Origin of the sequence: Actinoplanes sp. NBRC 101535 (genome assembly GCF_030269225.1) — a bacterium.
Classification (GTDB): domain Bacteria; phylum Actinomycetota; class Actinomycetes; order Mycobacteriales; family Micromonosporaceae; genus Actinoplanes; species Actinoplanes rectilineatus.
On the sequence record NZ_BSSY01000001.1, the window covers coordinates 108,896 to 130,102 of the forward strand.

The following is a 21,207-nucleotide window of genomic DNA, read 5'->3' on the forward strand; positions in this document are numbered from 1 at the left end:
GTGAGCGTGAGCGTGAGCGTGAACGGGGACCGGGGCGAGCGGCTGCGCGTGGCGCTGTTCGGCGTCCTGCGGACCGGGCGCGGTGACGCCGAGATCACGCTGCCCGGCGCCCGTCTGCGGGTCCTGCTGGCCCGGCTCGCGGTGTCCGCCGGCAATCCGGTGTCCGCCGGTGCGCTGACCGCCGCGCTGTGGCCGTCCGAGCAGCCCGCCGACCCGGCGAACGCGCTGCAGTCGCTGGTGTCGCGGCTGCGCCGGCTGCTCGGTCCGGGCGACGTCACCCAGGTCGAGGGCGGCTACCGGCTGGCGGTGACCGCCGACGACGTGGACACCGCCCGGTTCGAGCGGCTGGCCGCCGCCGGCCGGGACTGTCTGCGGGCCGGCGAGCCCGCGGCCGCGGCGCAGCTGCTCGGCGAGGCGGTGGAGATCAGCCAGGGGCCGGGCGCGGCGCGAGGTGGCGGATTAGGTGCGGTGGAGCTGCGAGGTGACGGGCCGGTCGCCGCGGAGCTGGCCGAGGCTGCTCCGGCGCTCGCCGCCCGGCTCACCCAGGCGGTCGCCGGGACGATCGCCGACCTGGCCGAGGCCGAGCTGGCCCTGGGGCTGGCCGGCGAGGCCGCGGACCGGCTGACCACGCTGCTCGCCGAGGACCCGCTTGCGGAACGGCCGGCCGGACTGCTGATGGACGCGCTGACCGCCGGCGGACGGCAGGCCGACGCACTCGCCGTCTTCGAACGGATCCGGGCCGAGCTCGCGGAGCAGCTGGGCGCGGACCCGGGCGCGGCGCTGCGGGACCGGCATCTGCGGTTGTTGCGTGCTCCGGCCGTACCCGACGAGGATCTTGATGGGGGTGACTCGCCGCCGACGAACCTGCCCGCGCCCCTGACCGGTTTCATCGGCCGGGAGGAGGACCTGGCCCGGGTGAACACGCTGCTCGGCCAGGGTCGGCTGGTGACCGTGCTGGGGCCGGGCGGCGCGGGCAAGACGCGGCTGGCACTGGAGGCGGCGCGGGGCCGCTTGGACCGTTGTCGCGACGGCACGTGGCTCGTCGACCTCACGTCGGTTACCGAGCCGGCCAAGGTCGCCACGGCGCTGCTCACCGCCGCCGGGCTGCGCGGCTCGGCGCTGTTCGACCCGGTCGAGCGGGCCCGGCACGAGGGCCGCGACGAGCTCGACGTGCTCACCGAGCAGCTCGCCGGCCGGGAGACGCTGCTGGTGGTGGACAACTGCGAGCACCTGATCGACGCGGTCGCGCACCTGATGACCACGCTGCTGGCCCGCTGTCCGCGGCTGCGGGTGCTGGCCACCAGCCGGGAGCCGCTGGCGATCGACGGCGAGTCGCTGGTGCCGCTCGGCCCGCTCGGTCTGCCCGAGCCGGACGACACACCGGAGCAGGTGGCGCAGTCCCCAGCCGTGCGGCTGTTCGTGCAGCGGGCCGCAGCGGTCCGGCCCGGTTTCACGGTCGACGGTGACAGCGCCGGCGACGTGATCCGGGTGGTTCGCGGCCTGGACGGCCTGCCGTTGGCCCTGGAGCTGGCCGCGGCCCGGTTGCGCACGCTGGCCCTGCCCGATCTGGCGGACGGCCTCTCCGACCGGTTCCGGATGCTCACCACCGGCAGCCGCACCGCCCAGCCGCGGCACCGCACCCTGGGCGCGGTGATCGACTGGAGCTGGCAGCTGCTCTCCGGCCCGGAACGCATCCTGGCCGAGCGGGTCGCAGTGTTGCCCGGCGGTGTCAACCTGGCCTCCGCCGTCGCGGTCGCGGCGGGCACTCCGGTGCCCGTCCGGGACGTTCCCGACCTGCTCGCCGCCCTGGTCGACCGGTCGTTGCTGCGGCTCGCGCCGGACAGTGGGCGATATCGGATGCTGGAGACCATCCGGGAGTACGGCCTGGCGCGCCTCACCGAGCAGGGTGTCCTCGGCGCGGTCCGGGAGGCCGCGGCCCGGCACCTCGCCGCGGTCGTCGCCGCCCAGGACCCGATCCTGCGCACCGCGGGCCAGCTCAGCGCCATTCGCGTGTTCACCAGTGAGTACGACAACGTCCTCGCCGCCCTGCGGCACTTCTGCGACGCCGGTGACGCCTCCGCGGCGCTGGGTCTCGCCCTCGATCTGTCCTGGTTCTGGCAGATGTTCGGGCGGGAGGCCGACGCGGGTTACTGGCTGACCGCGGCCGTCGCGGTCGCCGGTGATGCGGACCTGGCCCGGGTCAGCGCCGCGCGGGCACTCATGGTGCTCAACCGGCACCTCGAACCCGGCGCCCTGACCGAGAACGCTCAGCAGCGCCGGGAGCGGCTGACCGAGCTTGCCCAGACCATCCTGGCGCTTCCGCCACTGCCCGGGCCGATCGGCGCGGTGTCCGCGTTCACGCTCTACCTCGCCGGGCAGGAGGAGGCCGCCGCCGCCCACATCGAGCGGCTGGTGCAGGGGCCGGACCTGTGGATGGCCGCGCTGGCGCGGACGTTCCGGGCGCAGGTCGCCGAGAACCAGGGCGACATGGCGCAGCTCGCCGAGGACGTCACCGCCGCGCTCGCCGGGTTCCGGCAGGTGGGGGACCGCTGGGGCCAGGCCACCGTCCTGCCGATGCGGTCGGTGCTCCGGCAGTACGAGGGTGACCTGGACGGCGCCGTCGCCGACCTGCGGGCCACCCGCGCGCTGGCCCGCGAGTTCGGTGCCCTGGACCTCGGCGACGAGACCTTCATCGATCTGCGCTGGGCCGAGCTGCACATGCGCCGTGGCGAGCCGGCCGAGGCGGGCGCCGCGATCACGGCCGCCCGGGCCCGCGCGGAGCGGTCCGGTTCGCCGGAGATGAGCCTGCTGGTCGACGCGCTCGAGGCCGGGATGCAGGTCTGGCTGGGCGACCTGGACCGGGCCGACGAGCTCCTGGCCCGGGCCGGGCGGGCCGCCCCGGGCATGGTGGTGATGAGTGGCGACCACGGCACGGCCATCGTCGCCTCGATCCGGGCGACGATCGCCCTGCGCCGCGGCGACCCGGCCACCGCGGAACGCGAGCTGGCCACGGCGTACCAGGCGGGGCTGGAGACCGGGGACATGCCGATCCTGGCGATGGTCGCGGTCACGGCGGCGGCGCTGGCGGTGGCGGTCGGCCGGCCCCGGGAGGCGGCGGGTCTGCTGGGCGCGGCGGCCCGGCTGCGCGGGGCGGACGACCCGACCGACATGCAGGTGTCGGCGGTGTCGGCGGACGCCCGCGCGGTGCTCGGCGAGGAGGCTTTCCGGGCGGCGTACGACGTGGGCCGTGCGCTGGACACGTCGTCCGCGCAGGACCAGGTGGATCCCGCGCGGCTGGCCCGGGCAGCTCTGCCCGGGCCCTCGCTTCCCTGAGCCGTCAGGCGCGGCGGGCGCCGGCCCGCAGCGGCACGAACAGCACCGGTTACGCCCGCCGGGCGTAGGCCCGCAGCGCGAGCGGCACGAACACCACCAGCAGGCCGGCCATCCAGATCAGCGTCACCGTCAGGTGCGCGGCGACCGGACCGCCCACGAGCAGCCCGCGGATCGTCGCCACCAGCGGCGTGATCGGGTTGACCTGCACGAACGCCTGCAGCCAGCCGGGGAGCGTGTCGGTCGCGACGAACACGTTGCTGCCGAAGGTCAGCGGCAGCACCAGCATGAACATCACGCCCTGCACCGCGCCCGAGGTCCGCACGATCATGCCGACCCAGACCGAGATCCAGCAGAAGCAGAGTCCGAACCCGACGGACAGGGCGACCGCGGCCACCGCCGGCAGGAAACCGGTCTCCACCCGGAAGCCCATGATCGTGCCGAAGGTCAGCATGACCAGGCAGACCGACAGGTACCGGACGACGTCCGCCAGGACCGCACCGACCAGTGGTGCCGCCCGGGAGATCGGCAGCGAACGGAACCGGTCGAAGACGCCCTTCTCGATGTCCGCGTTGAGGTTCTGGCCGAGCGCCACGCCGCCCATCGCCAGCGACTGGGCGAGCATGCCGGGCAGCAGGAACTGCAGGTAAGCGTGCCGGTCGCCGTCGCCGATCGCGCCGCCGAACAGGTACGTGAACAGCAACAGGAAGATCACCGGCTGGATGGTGACGTCGATCAGCGCTTCCGGCGTACGCATCGTCTTGATCAGGCTGCGCTGGGCCAGCGCGCCGCTGTGGGTGAGCACGCTCATACCGGGGCCTCCGTCCGGGTACGGCCGGTCAGGGTGTGGAAGACCTCGTCGAGGCTGGGCAGGTGCAGGGCCAGTTCGGTGACTTCGACACCCTCGGCCCGCATCTGGGCGACCGCGTCGGCCAGGGCGGCGTCGCTGGTCACCGGCACCGAGGCGGTGCCGGGCCGGCTGCCGGCCGCCTCGTCCTTCGCCGCCGTGGTGCCGGGCGCGGCCACCGCGTCGAGCACCCGCAGCACGTCCGGAAGGCGTTCCGGGTCGGCCGGGCGGACCTTCAGGGTCTGGCCGCCGACGCGCCGTTTCAGGCCGTCGGGGGTGTCGTGGGCGATCACCCGGCCGTGGTCCACCACCACGATCTCGTCGGCGAGCGCGTCCGCCTCCTCCAGGTACTGGGTGGTCAGCAGCACGCTGGCGCCCCGCGTCACCTGGGAGCGGACCACGCCCCACATGTCCTCGCGTTTGGCCGGGTCCAGACCGGTGGTCGGCTCGTCGAGGAAGATCACCTCAGGGTGGCCGACCAGGCTCGCCGCCAGGTCGAGGCGGCGGCGCATGCCACCGGAGTAGGTCTTGGCCGGGCGCCCGGCCGCCTCCTGCAGACCGAACCACTCGAGCAGCTCGACGGCGCGCCGCTTGGCGTCGCGGCCGGGCATGTCCAGCAGACGGCCGATCAGCACCAGGTTCTGGGTGCCGGTCAGATCCTCGTCGACCGAGGCGTACTGGCCGGTCAGGCCGATCTTGCGCCGGACCTGATCGGGGTGCTTGAGCACGTCGACGCCGGCCACGAACGCCGTGCCCTCGTCCGGGCGCAGCAGGGTCGCCAGCACCCGCACGGCGGTCGTCTTGCCGGCTCCGTTCGGCCCGAGCACGCCGAGCACGGTGCCGCGGCGCATCGCCAGGTCGACGCTGTCCAGCGCCTGGGTCTCCCCGAATCTCTTGCGCAGCCCCTCGGCGCGCACCACCAGGTCTTCCACGATCCCGCATCCCCTCCGTGGGTGGCCACGCGCTGTCGCGCGGCCCGAGGGAAAGACTGGGGGGTGGGTCTGGCACGGCGCGCACGTCACGCTGGCATCGGGCTGTCACACCCCTGATCTCGTACGCCTGCCGTGAGCGTCCCGTGTCAGTCCAGCGCGCCGAGCCGTTCCGCCCCGGTGCTGACGACGCCCGGGAACGCGTCGCCCTCGTCGCCGTCGGCCTTCCCGTCGTGGATCTCGATGAACACCTCGCCGACGTCGCCGTGGGCCACCGCCGCGAAGAGCACCACGTCGTCGTCCTCGGAGCCGCCCTCCGGGACGCCGATGAGCGCGGCCGCGTCGGCGTCGAGTCCGGGCAGGGCGATCGCCGAGTAGCGTCGTTGCGCGCCGTTCGCGCCGGTGGTCACCGGGCAGCGGTCCGGTGCGGTGGCGATCTCGCGAACCAGGCCGCGGGCCTTCGCCGCGCCGGGCTCGGCGATGATGTTGATGAGGGTGCGGCCGTCGTCGGTGATGAAGTACCGGTAGACCGAGGCGATGCCGGGGCCGGCGGGTGGTTTCGACTCGTCGCAGAGGTCCTCGCCGCTGAAGGTGGTGTCCGCGTTCTCGCGGCCCTCCTCGAAGACCTCGTAGCCGGGTGGCAGCTGGTCGACGGTGAGCAGGGCCTTCATCAGGTCGTCGGCGGGGGTGGCCGCGGCGGGGGCCGGTGCGCTGACGACGGCGGTCAGCAGGGCGGCGAGGATGACTCTCATCCCCTCACGGTAGGTTCGACGATTCGTGATTTTTCGGATAAGAGCCTTTGCGGGGTTACGTCCATTTTCATGGCTTTATGAAAGAGAAGGCCCCGCCGCGCTTTTACGCGGCGGGGCCGATGTCTCCCCGGTCTCAGGAGGCCGGAGTGCTCGCCGTGGTTTCCGGCTCGGCCTTCGCCGGGCCGTGGTCGTCGACCATCGTGGACTCGTCGAACGGGTCACCGCCGGAGAGCACCAGCTGGGCCCGCTCCCGGTCGAACTCCTTGGTCCAGGTGCCGATCAGGACGGTCGCCACCGCGTTGCCGGCGAAGTTGGTCAGCGCCCGGGCCTCGGACATGAACCGGTCGATCCCGACGATCAGGCCGACACCGTCGACCAGGTCGGGGCGGTGGCTCTGCAGGCCGCCGGCCAGGGTGGCCAGGCCCGCGCCGGTCACACCGGCGGCACCCTTCGATGCGATGATCATGAACAGCAGCAGGGAGACCTGCTCGGCGACGCTCAGCGGGTCGCCCATCGCCTCGGCCACGAACAGCGACGCCATGGTCAGATAGATGGCGGTGCCGTCCAGGTTGAACGAGTAACCGGTCGGCACCGTGATGCCGACGACCGGGCGGGAGACGCCGACGTGCTCCATCTTGGCGATCAGGCGGGGCAGCGCCGACTCGGACGACGACGTCGACACGATCAGCAGGAACTCGCGGGCCAGGTACTTGAACAGGGTGAAGATGTTGATCCGGGCGACCGCCCAGAGGATCGCGCCGAGCATGCCGAAGACGAAGAGGGCGCAGGTGATGTAGAAGCCGAGCATGATCTGCGCCAGGCTGATCAGGGCGTCGACGCCGGTCGCGCCGACCACCGCGGCCATCGCGCCGAACGCGCCGATCGGGGCCAGCCACATCAGCATGGCCAGCACCTTGAAGACGACCTTCTGGAAGTAACCGATGCCCCGCAGGATCGGCTCCGACACGGAACCCAGGCCCTGCAGCGCGAACCCGACCAGCAGCGCCGCGAGCAGCGTCTGCAGCACGTTGCCGTCGGTGAGCGGCGAGAGCAGGGTGGTCGGGATGATGCCGAGCAGGAAGTCGGCGGTGCTCTCCGTCGCGGTGTCACCGACCGCCTTCTGGCCGGCCTCGGCGATCGAGGCGTCCAGGTGCAGGCCGGCGCCGGGGTGGATGATGTTGCCGACGACCAGGCCGATGGCGAGGGCCACCGTGGACATCGTGAGGAAGTAACCGAGGGCCAGACCGCCGACCTTGCCGACCTTGGCGGCCTGCCGGACCGAGCCGACGCCGAGGACGATGGTGCAGAAGATGACCGGACTGATCATCATCTTGATCAGGTTGACGAAGCCGGTGCCGATCGGGCGCAGCTCGACCGCCGTGTCGGGGATGAGCAGACCGACGGCGATGCCGAGCAGGACGGCCACGACGACCGCCGGATACAGGTAACGGGTGCGGTCCTTGTTGACCGGCGGGGCGGAAGCGGTTTCCATGACGAGAATGTGGCCTGGGTCTCACGCCGGATCACCATTACGTTCATTCTGTTCACCCGCACGAAACAAGATCAAGATCAAGGACTCGATGTGGTACGACGCTGGAGCATCGCCCAGCAGCTGTTCGCCCTCCAGGTGCTGGTGGTGACCCTGCTGGTCGCGAGTGGCACGGCGGGTGCGGTCCTGCTCGCCCGCCGCGACGCGCGCAACGCCGCGATCGAGGAGGTCACCGCGGTGGCCGAGACGATCGCGCACTCGCCCGCGGTGATCGAGGCGCTGCACACCGCCGACCCGACACCCCTGCTCCAGCCGTACGCGGAGGAGACCCGGGTGGCCACCGAGACCGACTTCGTGGTGGTGATGGCGACCGACCGCACCCGCTACACCCACCCGACCGCGGCCCTGATCGGCCGGCCGTTCGCCGGGTCGGTCGCCGAGGCACTGGCCGGCGGCATGGTCATCGAGGAGTACCGGGGGAGTCTGGGCGACTCGGTGCGTACCGTGGTGCCGGTCCGCGAAACGGGCGGCGGGCCGGTGATCGGGCTGGTCTCGGTCGGCATCACCACCGAGGCGATCAACCGGAACCTGCTCGCCCAGGTCCCCGGCGTCGCCGCCGCCACCGGGGCGGCCCTGCTGCTCTCCGCGGCCGGCGCCTGGCTGCTCAGCCGTCGCCTGCGCCGCCAGACGCACGGACTCGGGCCGGCCGAGATGACCCGGATGTTCGAGTACTACGACGCCGTCCTGCACGCCGTCCGCGAAGGACTCGTGGTGGTCGGCCGAGACGGCCGGGTCGAGCTGATCAACGACGAGGGGCGGCGGCTGCTCGGCGCGGCCGCGGACGGCCCGGTCGAGCTGCCGGCCGAGGTCAGCGCCCTGATCACCGAACAACGCCCGACCGTCGACGAACCGGTGCTCCTCGGCGACCGGGTACTCGTGGCCAGCCGCCGCGACGCGCGCTTCGACGGGCGTACCCTCGGATCGGTCCTGACCCTGCGGGACCACACCGAACTCCGCGCGCTGACCGGTGAGCTGGATTCGGTCCGCGGCCTGACCGAGGCGCTGCGCGCGCAGGCGCACGAGGCCGCCAACCGCCTGCACACCGTGCTGACCATGGTCGAGCTCGGCCGGGTCGACGAGGCGCTGCGCCTGGGCACCGCCGAGCTGCAGCTGGCCCAGCAGCTCACCGACCAGGTGGTCGGTGCCCTCGACGAACCCGCCCTGGCGGCGCTGCTGCTCGGCAAGTCGGCACAGGCCGGCGAACGCGGCGTGGAACTCACCGTGGACGACGACTCGCAGCTCAGCGGCGAACCGCTGTCCGGTCGCGACCTGCTGACCGTGGTCGGCAACCTGGTCGACAACGCCCTGGAGGCGGTGGCCGGTGTGGACCTGCCCCGCCGGGTCCGGGTGCTGGTCCGGCACGCCGGCGGCGAGGTGCTGGTCCGGGTGACCGACAACGGTCCAGGACTTCCCCCGGAACACGTCGCCGACGCGTTCCGCCGCGGCTGGTCGAGCAAGGGACAGGGCCGCGGCGTCGGCCTGTCCCTGGTCCGGCAGGTGACCGAGAAGTACGGCGGCCGCTACGAGGTGACCGCGGCCGAAGGCGGCGGGGCATTGATCACCGTGCACATACCGGTGCCGTCGTGACCGGTCTCAGCCCGATCCGGGTGCTCGTGGTCGACGACGATCCGCTGATCGCCGAGGCGCACCAGGCGTACACCGAGAAGATCCCCGGTTTCACCGTGGTCGGCGTGGCACACACCGCCCGCGAGGCGATGAACCGCCTGCGCCGCCTCGAGGTCGACCTGGTGCTGCTCGACCTGAACCTGCCCGACAAGCACGGCCTGGAGATCGCCCGCGCGCTGCGGGCGGCCGGCAGCGGCACCGACGTCCTGGCCGTCACCTCCAACCGGGACATCGCGATGATCCGGCAGGCGGTCGCCCTCGGCGTCACCCACTACCTGCTCAAGCCGTTCACCTTCGCGGCGTTCCGCGACAAACTGGACCGGTACGCGTCGTACCGTCGCCAGCTCCTCGAAGCCGGCGAGGTGGCCGCCCAGCACGAGGTGGACCGGGTCATCGCGACGCTGCGGGCGGCCCCGCCGGACACCCTGCCGAAGGGCCTGGACCCGAAGACCTTCGACCTGATCCTCGGTGCCCTGCGGGCCGGCGCCCCGGCGGGCCTGTCGGCGGCCGAGGTGGCCGGGCGGACCGGCACGTCCCGGGTGACCGCCCGGCGCTACCTGGAACACCTCGCCGACTCCGGCCGGGTCGTCCGTAGCCCCCGTTACGGCGGTCCGGGGCGGCCGGAGGTCGAGTACCGCCCTGCATAGACCGTCACGCACGTGTACGGCACGGTGATCCGGCCGCCGCCGGCGTCGATGATCTCGCCGATCCCGGTCAGCACCGCGGCCAGCTGGTCCGGCGGGAGCAGGCTGTGCCCGCCCTGGGTGGGCACCATCGCCAGCCACTCGTCCCGGGTGTACTCCTGCTCCCAGCCGACCGTCCACACCTCCGGCTCAGTGAACCCGCCGGCCTGCCGGATGCCGGGCGCCACCCGGTCGGCGAAGAGCTGCTCGCTGCCCGGCGGCGTCGCGGCCACCGGGATCGGATGGTCCGGCGCAGCCCGGCGGTAGACGTCCAGAAAGGCCTCGGCCTGCTCCGGCGTGGGATGGGCGACGTTCCAGAACAGCGCCAGCGCGCCGCCCGGACGCAGCACCCGGGCCGACTTGGCCGCCCCGGCCACCGGATCCACCCAGTGCCAGGTCTGCCCGGCGATCACCGCGTCGAAGGTGCGCCCACGATCGTCCCAGGTCTCGAAGGTGGCCGTCTCCACCACGAAGCCGTGCCGCCCGGCGACCGCCGCCATCCGCTCGTCCGGCTCGACACCGAGCACCGTGCACCCGGCGTCCCGGAACTGCCGGGCCGCGATGCCGGTGCCGATGCCGACGTCCAGCACCTCCGGTCCGGGCAGGGCGGCGGCGATCCGCTCGATCACCGCCGGCGGGTAGCTGGGGCGGGTCCGGTCGTAACGCTCGGCGTCGGCGCCGAACGACTCGGCGACCCGGCGTTCCTCATGAGGTTGAGTGGGCATGTGCCCACTCTAATGGGCGAGCGCCCATTTCGGGGACCGGTATGCTGGTCGCGTGCCTACCGGTGTGGCCCTGCGGGACGTTCGTGAACAACTCTTCGACGCCGCCGACCGCATCCTGCTCCGCTCCGGGCCGGCGGCCCTGACCAGCCGGTCCCTGACCGCCGAGGCGGGCTGCGCCAAAGGCGTCCTGCACCGCCACTTCACCGACTTCGACGGTTTCCTCGCCGAGTACGTGCTGGACCGCGCCCACCGCCTCGACACGTTCCTGATGGACACCGTCGGCACCGGCACCGTCGCCGGCAACGTGGTCGACGCCGTCACCGCCGTGTTCACCTCGGTCGCCGTCGCGATCATCCCGCTGATCACCTTCCGCGACGAGCTCCGCTCCCGCCTGCGCCACCAGTGGCCGGCCGGCGTCCCCGTCATCACCGAAGCCGCCGAGATGATCGCCGCCTACCTGGCCGCCGAACAGGACCGGGGCCGCGTGCCGGCCGGCACCGACGTGCAGACGGTGGCCGCGATCGTGATCGGAACCACCCATCTGCTGTATGCCGACCGCACCGGCACACCACCGACCCGCGAGACGCTGGAGCGCGCCGTCAGCGCGATTGTCTAGTGTTCTCGGCATGCCGAGATACGGGGTGATCCTGCTTCTGGAACCGGCCGTCGCGGACGCGTCGATCGCCTACTCCGCCGCACTGGCCGCGGCGCATCCCACGTTCATGGCCCTCGGCCCGGACGCCCCGCCGCACCTCACCCTCCTGCACGCCGCCTGCGAACCCGCGCAGGCAGCCGAGTGGTGGTCCGCAGCCCAGCGAGCCGGCGACACGTTCGACGTCGAACGGGCCGGGCTGGTCCTCGAAGAGGTCCCGGTCGGCAACGAGTATTCCCCCGACGGCGGCGTGACCTGCGGCGTGAACATCATCCGCTCGGCCGCCCTGAACCACGCCCACGAGATCGTCCTGGCCGCAGCCCGCGAGGCGGGAGCCCGGCCGATGGGCGCCGCCGGCGACCGTTTCCGCCCCCACATCACGCTGAACTTCTTCCGCAGCTTCCCCACCGGCCCGATCCCGTTCGCCGCCCCGGCCGTCTCCGGCCCGGCCACAGTCCGTCTGGCTTTCGGCGAGCTGGGCCCGTTCGGCACCTTCCCCCGCATCCTCGAAACCCGGTAGCCCGCCGTGAACGCCGACGCTCTCGACCACCGCACGCGGACGCACACCGAGTGCATTCCGCCGGCCCTGGTCACCCGCCTCCTCGAACTCGGACATGCCGAGGAGGTGGCGGCCCAGGCCGGCCGCGGGGAGTGGTTCTGCGCCCGCGAGTGGTCCCGGGACCTGGCGCGGCGGGTCAGGCGGGCGGAGGCGCTGGAGGTACTCGCCCATTACCGAAGATCCTCGACCTGCCGAGCAGGCCTGGATCAACCAAGCCGGGCCAGAACCTCAGGCCGCATAACTCCCACCGGCCTTAAATCCTTGACACGTTCCGCCGGCCTCGAATCCGAGAAGGAATTCATCCGCGCTGAGGAGGCATCCTGAGTCAGGGCCGGGAAGCGCGAGTCGCACGCCTGCGGGCCGCCGCCCAACGCAAACACGATGAAGCCACCGCGCGCGCGAAGCGGGCACTCATCGCGATTCGTGCCCGAGGCGGCCCCATCAACTTCACCAGCATCGCGGCCGAAGCGAACGTCTCGAAGGACTTCCTCTACACCCAGCCGGAGCTACGCCAGGCCATCACGGCCGAGCGCACCGCGGTTCAAGGCACCGTGCCACTCCCGGCTGCCGAACGCTCGACCGCGAGTTCGGCGACCGTGAACCTTGCTGTCGCAACGAAGGCGCTGGCCCAACTGCGCGCCGAGAACACCCAGCTCCGCGCTGACAATGCTCGGCTACTCGGTGAACTCATGACGCTTCGCCGCACGACGTCACTGAACAGACTGGGCTGACCAAGGGAACCGGCCCGATGGTGCTCGTTCGCGACCCCCGGAACCGATCCGATAGGTGGACCTACACCTCAACCCAGTCCACCTGCGGGGACAACTCGCCGTGCTCACAGAAGTAACGAACGGCTTCGACAGCGTCCTCTACCGGCAGCGCAGCGGACGGAGGGAACCCCGTCCAGTGCCCGAAGTAGTGGAAAACCACGCCTTCGTCGTCTCGCCGCCGCGCACGTCCCTGGCTGCTGAAATAGGGCGGCATCCCGGATGCGCCTACGAAACTCAACACCGAGACCTCACGGCCCAGCCCGATCGAGAGCGAGTCACCGTCGTCAAGAGTGACTGCAGCTATCAATGGCTGACGGCCCGCGTCCTGCTCCGCCTCCGCGAGCGCATACCGGAGTTCTTCATCGCAAGAGACAAGATGACCGTCTTCGCCCTCCCGCCAACTGATCTTGGCGCGCAAGTTCCGCTCCTCAGAGTCGCGACCATAGTCAGGCAAGGCTACGAGACCCCCTGAACCCTTCCAAGATCGCAGTCAAGCTTGTCGGGATGCCCGAGCTCAAGCACCGCCCCGGGATGCCGATCGACCGTAGTGTTTGATCGTGCGGTGATCGACTGGGACTCAATACGGGATGCTCGAGGTGACTCTGGTGTCGTCGTCGATCGGCTCCGGCTTCAGCCCGATGCTGCCCTCTGGGATGAACTCGACCGACGGCTGGTCGTCGAGGACGAATGCTTCTTCGCCGTCGGGTTCGCCGCGCTTCCCGCGCTCAGCCAGCTCGCGCAGGCCGGCGACACCGAGCAGTGGGACCGAGCGCTGGATCTCGCTGCGGTGATCACACGGACGCTGCACCGAAATCACGAGGACGACCGTCTGGTCCGGGCTATTCCTGACGCCCTGGCAGTCCTCCACCGTCTCGCCCGAGCTCGCGTCGCCACCTGCGTCGGACCCACGTTGGTCAGGCGGTTGCAGGACGCTCTGGCCTTCGCCGGCTACACCTTCTGGGCCTCGATCAGCCTTGACTTCACCGACGAGCACTACCACCTCGGCTGCCCGCACTGCTCCACCCGCCTGGCGATCGTCATCGGCGATTACGGGCACTACTCAGCGATCCGCGACTACAACGACGGCGATGTTCACCGCGTCCCGCTCCGTCCGGCGGCCCCTGCCGACCTCGCGGGAGTAGGTCGATGGATGCACGAAACTGCGTCCGCCAGCGGCGACACGGCACTGGCCGACGGACTCACTTACCTGTTCGGCGACGTCGAATGCGGTGCTTGCGGCTGCACCTTCAACCTGGCCGACTGGTTCGAGGCCGAGAACAGCCCGGCTCAACCCATCGATCCCGTCGTGCCGAGAACCGACTGCTCGGCCTGACACGCCGACACCCCGGCCGGCCGAGCCGGCAAGGGTCGACCGCCGGTCTTGTCGGGATGCCCGGATTCGAACCGGGGGCCTTCCGCTCCCAAAGCGGACGCGCTACCAAGCTGCGCCACATCCCGTTACTGGTCGTCCTGTCGCCGACATGTCGGCAACGATCTGACCTGCATATTCTTCACTTTCATCAAGATAAGATTTGAACCCGCGACATCTCGCTCCCAAAGCGAGCGCGCTGACCAAGCTGCGCCACGACCCGTAGTGTCGCCGAGTGGGTTCGAACCACCGGCCTCCGCCTTATGAGGGCGGCGCTCTTGCCTGCTGAGCTACGGCGACAGGTGTTGCGGAGAGCGAGAGATTCGAACTCTCGGCAGGGGGCGTGCCCCCTGCTGCGGATTAGCAATCCGCCGCCTTAGGCCACTCGGCCAGCTCTCCTAGCTCCTGCTCCCTTAACGAAACACGAGCTGAAACTGCGTGGACCCGGCCGGTCTTGAACCGGCCACCTCCCGCTTGCAAGGCGGGCGCTCTACCAGATGAGCTACGAGCCCTTCAGTACCCGGAGCGCGATTCGAACGCGCACTGCCACCGACCTGAACGGTGTGCCTCCTGCCAGTTGGGCTACCCGGGCATATCCAAAAACGTGCGTGCCCTCGGCGCGACTCGAACGCGCACCGTCCAGGACCTCGACCTGGTGCCTCTGCCGATTGGGCCACGAGGGCGGAACCGCCGTGACGGCGAACGCCACGAGGGCGGGACCGCACGACGGCGATGGAACGTGTCCCCGGAGAGATTCGAACTCCCGACACCCGGATCCGTAATCCGGTGCTCTATCCGCTGAGCTACGGAGACATTGTTCTGCCTGTCCGCTGTGGAGTTGTCATGAGGTGGCACACGAAAAAGCCGCCCGATCCGTATGACGGAGGGCGGCGCGTGTGAGGTCTAGCGTTAAGGCTAGCCGCGCCACCGTCCCAGAAGTCGCAGTCGCAGTCGCATCGAGGCGGAGCGACGGGAACTCATGGGACTCGCAAGCTTGGCGGCCATCGTCACTCCTCCTCTCCGAAATCTGGCTCTCCGAAATCCGGTCCGGCGCTGTCGCGTCCGGCGTGACACCAAAGCTAGGCGACCCCGTGCCGCCCGGCAATCGATTAAAAGCCGGGCCGGCGCAGCTTGCCGAGGAAGCGGAAGAGGTGCGGGTCGAAGCGGGACCGGTCGGCCGACTCCAGCTCGGCGCGGGTCCACCACCGGACGGCGGCGAATTCGCCCTGGTCGGGCCGCAGGCTGCGGGCGGAGTTCAGCGCGAGGACGAACCAGAGACTCACGTCGGTGTGCCCCGCGTCGACGCCGACGGTCCGGGTGACGGTCAGGAACAATGGCTCGCCGACGGTGGCGTCGTCGATGCCGAGTTCTTCGGAGATCTCGCGGGCGGCGGTGACCGCCGGATGTTCGCCGACCTCCACGTGACCGCCCGGCGGCAGCCACAGTCGCGCGTTGACGTGGTCGACGAGGAGCACGTCGCCGGTGGCGGGGTCGACCGGCACCACGTACGACACCAGGTGCTCGGGCGGTTCGGCCGGCTTGACCCGGCGGAACACGTCGTCGGTGCTGACCAGCCAGCTGCGGACGTGTGCCTGGTGTTCGGCCTCCAGATTGTCGACCGGATCCATCGCCGTCACCATGTCGTAGACCGCTGCTACGGAGGGATGCATCCGAGCATCATGGCATCCGCCCGCTCGGTAGGGTCCCGGGATGCGTTCCTTCGACGAACTGGTCGCCGAGGCGGCGGCCGCGGACGTGACCGGCTGGGGATTCGGCTGGCTCGACGGGCGGGCCAGTGAGGAACGACCGCCTTGGGCGTACGCGAGAATGATCGCAGAACGCCTGGCCGCCGCCGATGTCGCGCTGGACCTGGACACCGGTGGTGGCGAGATCATCGCGGAGATGCCGGTGCTGCCGCGGCGCATGGTGGTCACCGAGGGCTGGCCGCCGAATGCCGACCGGGCCCGGCAGGTGCTCGGTCCGCGGGGCGTCACGGTGGTTCAGATCGGTCAGGGGCGGCCGCTGCCCCTGGCGGACGGGACGTTCGGCCTGGTCACGAGCCGGCATCCGATCGACCCGGACTGGCCGGAGATCGTCCGCGTGCTGCGGGACGGCGGCACCTATCTGGGTCAGCACGTCGGCGCCGCTTCGGCGTACACCCTGATCGAGGAATTCCTCGGCCCCCTGCCGCGGCAGAACCTGGCCCGCGACGCTGATCGCGAGGCCGCGGCGGCCCGGACGGCCGGGCTGGAGGTGGTCGACCTGAGGACCGCGCGGTGCCGGATGGTGTTCCACGACATCGGCGCGGTGGTCTGGATCCTGCGTAAATGTGTGTGGTGGGTGCCCGATTTCGACATCGACCGGCATCACGAGCATCTGGTACGCCTGGACCGCCGGATCCGTGCCGACGGCGGCTACGAATCGCACTCCACCCGCACCCTGATCGAGGCGCGGAAGCCGGGTCGGCGGTGAGCGGAAGGTGAATGTGGTGGGACGGGCTTGACAACGTCTGCGAAACTCCCGGCCATGTCATCACGACTTCTACGATCATTGATGGCGTTGGCCTTGAGTGCGGGTGCCGTCCTCGGCCTCAGCCCGGCTCCCGCGCAGGCCGCCGCGAACGATTTCACCGTCGGTGTCACCGGCACCGAGTACGTGGCATGGGACGGGTTCGGCGATTACCAGATCCGGGTCGAGACCGCGCCGAACCGGACCGACACCGCCGACATCAGAGCGGCGCTGTATCTGCCGTCGGGCGTCTCCATCCTGCCGCGCGAGCGGACCGCGGACGATTCCGGTCCCTGCGGCGACCAGGGTCACTGCACCGTCGACAAAGCCGAGGACATCGCGCGCGGTGTCTTCACCTGGACCGTCCGTCTGCAGATGGACAGCGGCGCACACCGGATGCGCATGCCCATCGACGCACGGGTCTGGATGGTGGACGCCCCGTTCGATGCCGTCATCTCCGACCAGTTCGACATTCAGGTCGGATTCCCCAACGACCTGGAGCTCACGGCGACGACTCCGTCGGCCGCGCAGCCGGGCCGGCCCGTGGTCGTCGACGTCACCGCGCAGAACACCGGCGTGAAGCCGGTCACGAAGGCGTCGATCCGCATCGGCGGGATGGCGGAGTGGTACACCGGTCTCGAGCTGTCCGTGAAGGGCTCCCGGTGCGCGCCGCTGGACAAGAATGAGCGCGTGACCTGCACCGTCCCGCTCGCCGTGGAGCCGGGGAAGTCGGTGAGCTTCCAGGCCCGGTTCCTCACCGAGGAGAACGACGACACCTGGGGCGAGTTCGGTTCGATCTTGTTCGAGTCGGTCGATGACCTGTCGGACGGCGGGACGGCCGTGTTCTTCCGGTTCGCCGCGAAGGGCGACACGCCGCCGGCCACCACGTCGCCGTCGCCCAGTTCGAGCAGCGGCGGCGACGGCGGGAACGGTGACGGCGACGAGGGCGGTCAGGGCGGGGGCCTGCCGGTCACCGGTTCGGCGACCGGCCCGCTGATCGGTGGCGGCGTCGCGCTGCTGCTGGCCGGTGCGGGCGCTCTGGCGCTGACCCGTCGGCGTCGCATCACCCTTCGTTCCTGATCGGATGGCAGGCCCGTCCGGCGGGCCTGCCACCGGATAGCCTCTCGTGATGGTCCGGGGGGCTTTCGTCACGCAGATCACCGTCGCGGCCCGGCAGGCCGGCGGGCTGGAACGTTTCGCCGCGGCCCACGGTGTGGAGTTCCGTCTGGTCGAGCGGGACCGCGGTGCCTTCCCGGTCCAGCCGATGATCGTCCTGTGTAATTCCGGTGACCTGGAGGAGCAGCAGCAGGTCGCCGAGCAGTGGTGCGACCGGCTGCGTGCCGCCGCGATCCCGCCGGCCCGCACCAGGATCGAGGCGGGTCCTGGTTCCTTCGTCGAGCACGGGATCTCCTATTTCGAGCATCTGATCGAGGTACGCCTTCCGGCGCCGGACCCGGCCGTCATCTGCGCGATCACGAACCTGGCCGAGACGTACGGCGCCCGGTTCGCCCAGGAGGACGGCCGCCGTCTCGTGACGCAGCGATGCCACGACGTGAGCCGTGCTGTCGCATCCGGCCGGCGGGACGCCCTGGTCGCCGCGCTGACCGACGCCGGTCACCTGGTGGTCGCGGCCGAGCAGCGGCAGGTGGTGGACGACAGCCACCTCGACCTCGATCACGGCTGGCTCTCTGTTGGCCCGCCACGCCGGGCGCCGCGTGACAGCCGTGACGCGGAGGCGGGTGGGGTGGAGTTCCCGCCGACCTATCAGCCGTTGAGCAGGGGCCGGGCCGTCCGGCAGCGCGGCGCGTTCGATCCGGCGCTGATCCAGTTCCCGTGTGCGTTCACCGCGGGCGAGCCGGTCTTCGCCGACCCGGCGCTCGGTCTGCGCTGGCGGCAGGCCCGCACCGCGGCGATGACGCACGTGCTCGCGGTGATCGCCGGTTCCCCGTGGGTGGAGCAGTTGGTGCTGCGCGGCAGCGTGACGATGGCGTCGTGGGTCGGTGAGGCCGCCCGGCGCCCCGGTGACCTGGACTTCGTGGTCGTCCCGCAGCAGGAGCCGGCCGACGGTCCGCTGGTCGGCGAGATCGCCGCGCTGCTCACGGCGAACCCCGGCGCGGGGATGCGGCCGCGGGACATCGCCAGGTCCGAGATCTGGACGTACGAGCGTGCCGAGGGCCGCCGCCTGGTGATCCCGTTCGGCGGGGACGGCATCCCGGACGGCACCGTGCAGATCGACCTGGTGTTCGGCGAGGACCTGCCGATCGGTCCCGAGCCGCTCGAGGTGCTCGGCGAGGTGCTCTGGGCCGCCACCGCCGAGTTGTCGCTGGCGTGGAAGCTGCAGTGGCTGGCCACCGACCGCTACCCGCAGGGCAAGGACCTGTACGACGCCGTGCTGCTGGCCGAGTACACCACTGTGGACCCGGAGCTGGTCCGTGACCTGATCCGGGCCGCCCGGGTCACCGTGGAGGAGCCGATGATCGGGCTGTACGTCGACTGGGAGAACCTCATCGACGAGTACCCGGGCATTCCCGGGACGGCCGACCAGTGGCACGGTCGTCTTGCGAGGGCCCTGTCCCGGTCCTCGTCCGATAGATTCGCGCCATGATCCACGGGGACTTCGAAACGCACATCACCGTCGCGGCGGGACAGGCCGACGGCCTCGAACTGTTCGCCGAACGGTACGGCGTGACCTTCCTCTGCATCGAACTGGACCGCGGTGATCACCGGTTCCAGCCGATGCTCACCCTGCACGGTTCCGGTTCCCTGGACGAGCAGGAGGCGACCGCGGCGCAGTGGTGCGACTGGCTGCGGTCCGCCGGCCTGCACCCGGTCCGCACCAAGATCGAAGCTACCCCGTGGGCGGACGGGGTGCCCGTATCCGATCAGGACGCCGAGCCCGGCCGCTACTTCGAGCACCACGTCAAACTGCGCCTGCCGTCGGTGGCGGCCGGCGATCTCCTCCCGATCGCGGACCTGGCCGAGACGCACGGCGCGCGGCTGTCCCGCAACGCCCGCCGCACCGAGACGGACGGCACCCATCAGCGTTTCGTCAACCAGCGGTGCCACGGCGTCGGGCGGGCCACCGCGACCCTGCGGCTGGAGAGCCTGCTGACCACCCTGCGGTACGCCGGACACGAGCCGGTCTCGGTCGAGCAGGAGTACGTGGTCGTCGACAGCCGTCTCGACCTGGACGAGGGCTGGCTCGTCGCCCGTCCGTTCGTCTACCCGCACGAGAAGCGGGGCCTGGAAGACCTTGCCCGGATACGCCAGGCACGGCAGACCCTGTCCGGTGACCGGTCCTTCCCGCCGACCTACCAGCCGCTGGCCCGGGGCCGTGGCGTCGTCCAGAGCGGCGCCTTCGACCCGGCCGTCAAGCAGTTCCCGAACGCCTACATCGCGGGCGAGCCGGTCTTCGCCGATCCGGCGGTGGGCCATGCCTGGCAATTGTCCCGCACCGCGGCGATGGCCCACGTGCTCGCGGTGATCGCCGGCTCGCCGTGGGTGGAGCAGTTGGTGCTGCGCGGCAGCGTGACGATGGCGTCCTGGGTGGGTGAGGCCGCCCGCCGCCCCGGTGACCTGGACTTCGTGGTCGTCCCGCCGGAGACGGCCGCCGACGGCCCGCTGGTCGGCGAGATCGCCGCACTGATCACGGCGAACCCCGGCGCCGGCCTGCGGCCGCAGGACATGACCAGGTCCGCGATCTGGGCGTACGAGCGTGCCGAGGGCCGCCGCCTGGTGATCCCGTTCGGCGGCGACGGCATCCCGGACGGCACCGTGCAGATCGACCTGGTGTTCGGCGAGCCGCTGCCGATCCCGCCCGCACCGCTCGAGGTGCTGGGGTCGACGGTGCCGGCGGCGACCGCGGAGCTCTCCCTGGCCTGGAAGCTGCTCTGGCTGGCCACCGACATGTACTCCCAGGGCAAGGACCTTTACGACGCCGTCCTGCTGGCCGAGCACACCACCGTCGACCTCGACCTGGTCCGTGAGTTGATGCGCCCCGAACTCGGTGACGAGGCCGACGATTTCACCCCGGCCACCGTGCTGACGTGGGACTTCGTCGACTGGGAGAATTTCGCCGACGAGTACCCGGGCGTCACCGGCACCGCGGCCCAGTGGCTCCGCCGCCTCGCCGTGGCCCTCGACCGCCCTTCACGATGATTGCCGTCGAAGCCCAACCGTGAGACGCTCGTTGTATGACATCTGTACGACAGGATGAGGCTCAGGAGGCTCTGCGAAGGAAAGCCGCCAGCCAGACCGGCCTGTCCACGCCGAAGGAGAGCCATTCACGGCGGGTCCGGCGGGAGGCGGACACCCCCGCTTCGCACATCGCCCAGGTTCGGCTGCAGCCTGACGAAATGGCGGACCTTCGTACGGTGATGCGTGCGCTCGACCTCGCCACCACCTCGGAGGCGCTGCGCGAGGGGATCCGGCTGCTGATCCGGGAAGCGAAAGAGATCGCAGCGACCCAGCAGATCAACGAGTTCTACGGCGGCCGGAAAGCGCCCCTGCCTGACGGCGTGGTGCCGGCGACCCCGGACGAGTTGGCTGCCGCGGACGCCGAGGAGTGGTGACGTCAGCTCACCTCGAACCGCTTCGGGGCGAGGTCTGGGTGTGTGCCGTGCCGATTGCCGGACCGCATCCCGTCGTGGTGCTGACCGTCAACCGGATCGCCGAACCGTTGTCGGCAGTCACCGTCGCGCTGATCACCGGAACGTCCGGCCCGGCGGCCACGCACATGCGGATCGGTCCAGAAGCCGGGATCAAGAAGTACGACGAGTCTTATGTGAACTGTGCGGACCTGCACACCGTCGACAAGCCCCGATTGCGGCGGCAGCTCGGCCGGCTGGCGGTCGCCGAGATGCGTGGCGTCGAGTCGAGAGTCCGGCAGATCCTCGGGCTGTGACGGTC

General features: G+C 71.0%; 20 protein-coding genes and 7 tRNA genes. 13 read left to right on the forward strand and 14 right to left on the reverse strand.

Annotation, left to right across the window (positions count from 1 at the left end; translation table 11 throughout):
* A complete protein-coding gene (locus QSK32_RS00475) occupies positions 1-3,333 on the forward strand; it encodes an AfsR/SARP family transcriptional regulator (protein ID WP_285470911.1) in 3,333 nt (1,110 codons plus the stop codon).
* Positions 3,334-3,382: 49 nt separating this feature from the next.
* Here the strand turns inward: QSK32_RS00475 and QSK32_RS00480 are convergent, their stop codons facing one another.
* The 4 genes from QSK32_RS00480 to QSK32_RS00495 form a co-directional block, all read right to left on the reverse strand.
* Positions 3,383-4,141, reverse strand: a complete 759-nt coding sequence (locus QSK32_RS00480; protein ID WP_045742156.1) for an ABC transporter permease — start codon at positions 4,139-4,141, stop codon at positions 3,383-3,385.
* Positions 4,138-5,109: a daunorubicin resistance protein DrrA family ABC transporter ATP-binding protein gene (locus QSK32_RS00485; protein WP_045742155.1), complete on the reverse strand. Its 972-nt coding sequence runs from the start codon at positions 5,107-5,109 to the stop codon at positions 4,138-4,140. The genes QSK32_RS00480 and QSK32_RS00485 overlap by 4 nt, the downstream gene beginning before the upstream one ends.
* 146 nt (positions 5,110-5,255) lie before the next feature.
* Complete coding sequence (locus tag QSK32_RS00490; protein WP_285470912.1) at positions 5,256-5,858, reverse strand: hypothetical protein; 603 nt, start codon at positions 5,856-5,858, stop codon at positions 5,256-5,258.
* A 133-nt stretch (positions 5,859-5,991) separates the two neighbouring features.
* Positions 5,992-7,350 (reverse strand): cation:dicarboxylate symporter family transporter, encoded by a 1,359-nt coding sequence (locus tag QSK32_RS00495; RefSeq protein ID WP_285470913.1) that lies wholly within the window; start codon positions 7,348-7,350, stop codon positions 5,992-5,994.
* Positions 7,351-7,440: 90 nt separating this feature from the next.
* On the opposite strand from QSK32_RS00495, the gene QSK32_RS00500 reads away from it, so the two are divergent.
* On the forward strand, positions 7,441-8,994 hold the full coding sequence (locus QSK32_RS00500) for a sensor histidine kinase (protein ID WP_285470914.1): 1,554 nt from the start codon (positions 7,441-7,443) through the stop codon (positions 8,992-8,994).
* Positions 8,991-9,680: a response regulator gene (locus QSK32_RS00505; RefSeq protein ID WP_045742151.1), complete on the forward strand. Its 690-nt coding sequence runs from the start codon at positions 8,991-8,993 to the stop codon at positions 9,678-9,680. Before QSK32_RS00500 ends, QSK32_RS00505 begins: the two co-directional genes overlap by 4 nt.
* Here the strand turns inward: QSK32_RS00505 and QSK32_RS00510 are convergent.
* A complete protein-coding gene (locus QSK32_RS00510; RefSeq protein WP_285470915.1) occupies positions 9,635-10,441 on the reverse strand; it encodes a class I SAM-dependent methyltransferase in 807 nt (268 codons plus the stop codon). The genes QSK32_RS00505 and QSK32_RS00510 overlap by 46 nt on opposite strands.
* 52 nt (positions 10,442-10,493) lie before the next feature.
* Between QSK32_RS00510 and QSK32_RS00515 the strand changes: the two genes are divergently transcribed.
* The 3 genes from QSK32_RS00515 (at position 10,494) to QSK32_RS45435 (ending at position 12,383) form a co-directional block, all read left to right on the forward strand.
* The gene (locus QSK32_RS00515) at positions 10,494-11,057 is read left to right on the forward strand and encodes a TetR/AcrR family transcriptional regulator (RefSeq protein WP_045742149.1); all 564 of its coding nucleotides are present in this window, start codon (positions 10,494-10,496) and stop codon (positions 11,055-11,057) included.
* A gap of 10 nt (positions 11,058-11,067) precedes the next feature.
* Positions 11,068-11,613 (forward strand): hypothetical protein, encoded by a 546-nt coding sequence (locus QSK32_RS00520; protein ID WP_285470916.1) that lies wholly within the window; start codon positions 11,068-11,070, stop codon positions 11,611-11,613.
* 392 nt (positions 11,614-12,005) lie between these two features.
* Positions 12,006-12,383: a DUF6262 family protein gene (locus QSK32_RS45435; RefSeq protein WP_353050955.1), complete on the forward strand. Its 378-nt coding sequence runs from the start codon at positions 12,006-12,008 to the stop codon at positions 12,381-12,383.
* A 61-nt stretch (positions 12,384-12,444) separates the two neighbouring features.
* Here the strand turns inward: QSK32_RS45435 and QSK32_RS00525 are convergent, their stop codons facing one another.
* The gene (locus QSK32_RS00525; RefSeq protein ID WP_285470917.1) at positions 12,445-12,840 is read right to left on the reverse strand and encodes an Imm1 family immunity protein; all 396 of its coding nucleotides are present in this window, start codon (positions 12,838-12,840) and stop codon (positions 12,445-12,447) included.
* Positions 12,841-12,984: 144 nt separating this feature from the next.
* Here QSK32_RS00525 and QSK32_RS00530 point away from each other — a divergent pair, with 144 nt between their 5' ends.
* Positions 12,985-13,755 (forward strand): hypothetical protein, encoded by a 771-nt coding sequence (locus QSK32_RS00530; RefSeq protein WP_285470918.1) that lies wholly within the window; start codon positions 12,985-12,987, stop codon positions 13,753-13,755.
* Positions 13,756-13,806: 51 nt separating this feature from the next.
* On the opposite strand, the gene QSK32_RS00535 is transcribed toward QSK32_RS00530, so the two are convergent.
* From QSK32_RS00535 to QSK32_RS00570, 8 genes are all read right to left on the reverse strand, one after another.
* Positions 13,807-13,880: transfer RNA gene (locus tag QSK32_RS00535), tRNA-Pro, on the reverse strand.
* Positions 13,881-14,017: 137 nt separating this feature from the next.
* Positions 14,018-14,091, reverse strand: a tRNA-Met gene (locus tag QSK32_RS00540).
* An 8-nt stretch (positions 14,092-14,099) separates the two neighbouring features.
* A tRNA-Ser gene (locus tag QSK32_RS00545) sits at positions 14,100-14,190 on the reverse strand.
* Between the two features lie 40 nt (positions 14,191-14,230).
* A tRNA-Ala gene (locus QSK32_RS00550) sits at positions 14,231-14,303 on the reverse strand.
* 5 nt (positions 14,304-14,308) lie between these two features.
* Positions 14,309-14,383: transfer RNA gene (locus QSK32_RS00555), tRNA-Leu, on the reverse strand.
* Positions 14,384-14,400: 17 nt separating this feature from the next.
* Positions 14,401-14,474, reverse strand: a tRNA-Leu gene (locus QSK32_RS00560).
* A 57-nt stretch (positions 14,475-14,531) separates the two neighbouring features.
* Positions 14,532-14,604 (reverse strand) — tRNA-Arg (locus tag QSK32_RS00565).
* A gap of 296 nt (positions 14,605-14,900) precedes the next feature.
* Positions 14,901-15,461, reverse strand: a complete 561-nt coding sequence (locus QSK32_RS00570) for an NUDIX domain-containing protein (protein ID WP_045742147.1) — start codon at positions 15,459-15,461, stop codon at positions 14,901-14,903.
* Positions 15,462-15,501: 40 nt separating this feature from the next.
* On the opposite strand from QSK32_RS00570, the gene QSK32_RS00575 reads away from it, so the two are divergent.
* From QSK32_RS00575 to QSK32_RS00600, 6 genes are all read left to right on the forward strand, one after another.
* On the forward strand, positions 15,502-16,263 hold the full coding sequence (locus QSK32_RS00575; protein ID WP_045742146.1) for a class I SAM-dependent methyltransferase: 762 nt from the start codon (positions 15,502-15,504) through the stop codon (positions 16,261-16,263).
* Positions 16,264-16,344: 81 nt separating this feature from the next.
* On the forward strand, positions 16,345-17,379 hold the full coding sequence (locus tag QSK32_RS00580) for a hypothetical protein (protein WP_285470919.1): 1,035 nt from the start codon (positions 16,345-16,347) through the stop codon (positions 17,377-17,379).
* 49 nt (positions 17,380-17,428) lie between these two features.
* Entirely contained in the window at positions 17,429-18,904 is a 1,476-nt protein-coding gene (locus QSK32_RS00585) for a nucleotidyl transferase AbiEii/AbiGii toxin family protein (protein WP_285470920.1), read from the forward strand.
* Positions 18,901-20,457, forward strand: a complete 1,557-nt coding sequence (locus QSK32_RS00590; RefSeq protein WP_285470921.1) for a nucleotidyl transferase AbiEii/AbiGii toxin family protein — start codon at positions 18,901-18,903, stop codon at positions 20,455-20,457. The genes QSK32_RS00585 and QSK32_RS00590 overlap by 4 nt, the downstream gene beginning before the upstream one ends.
* A 197-nt stretch (positions 20,458-20,654) precedes the next feature.
* Positions 20,655-20,870, forward strand: a complete 216-nt coding sequence (locus QSK32_RS00595) for a hypothetical protein (protein ID WP_083448977.1) — start codon at positions 20,655-20,657, stop codon at positions 20,868-20,870.
* Positions 20,867-21,202 (forward strand): type II toxin-antitoxin system PemK/MazF family toxin, encoded by a 336-nt coding sequence (locus QSK32_RS00600; RefSeq protein WP_045742234.1) that lies wholly within the window; start codon positions 20,867-20,869, stop codon positions 21,200-21,202. Before QSK32_RS00595 ends, QSK32_RS00600 begins: the two co-directional genes overlap by 4 nt.
* Positions 21,203-21,207 lie beyond the last annotated feature (5 nt).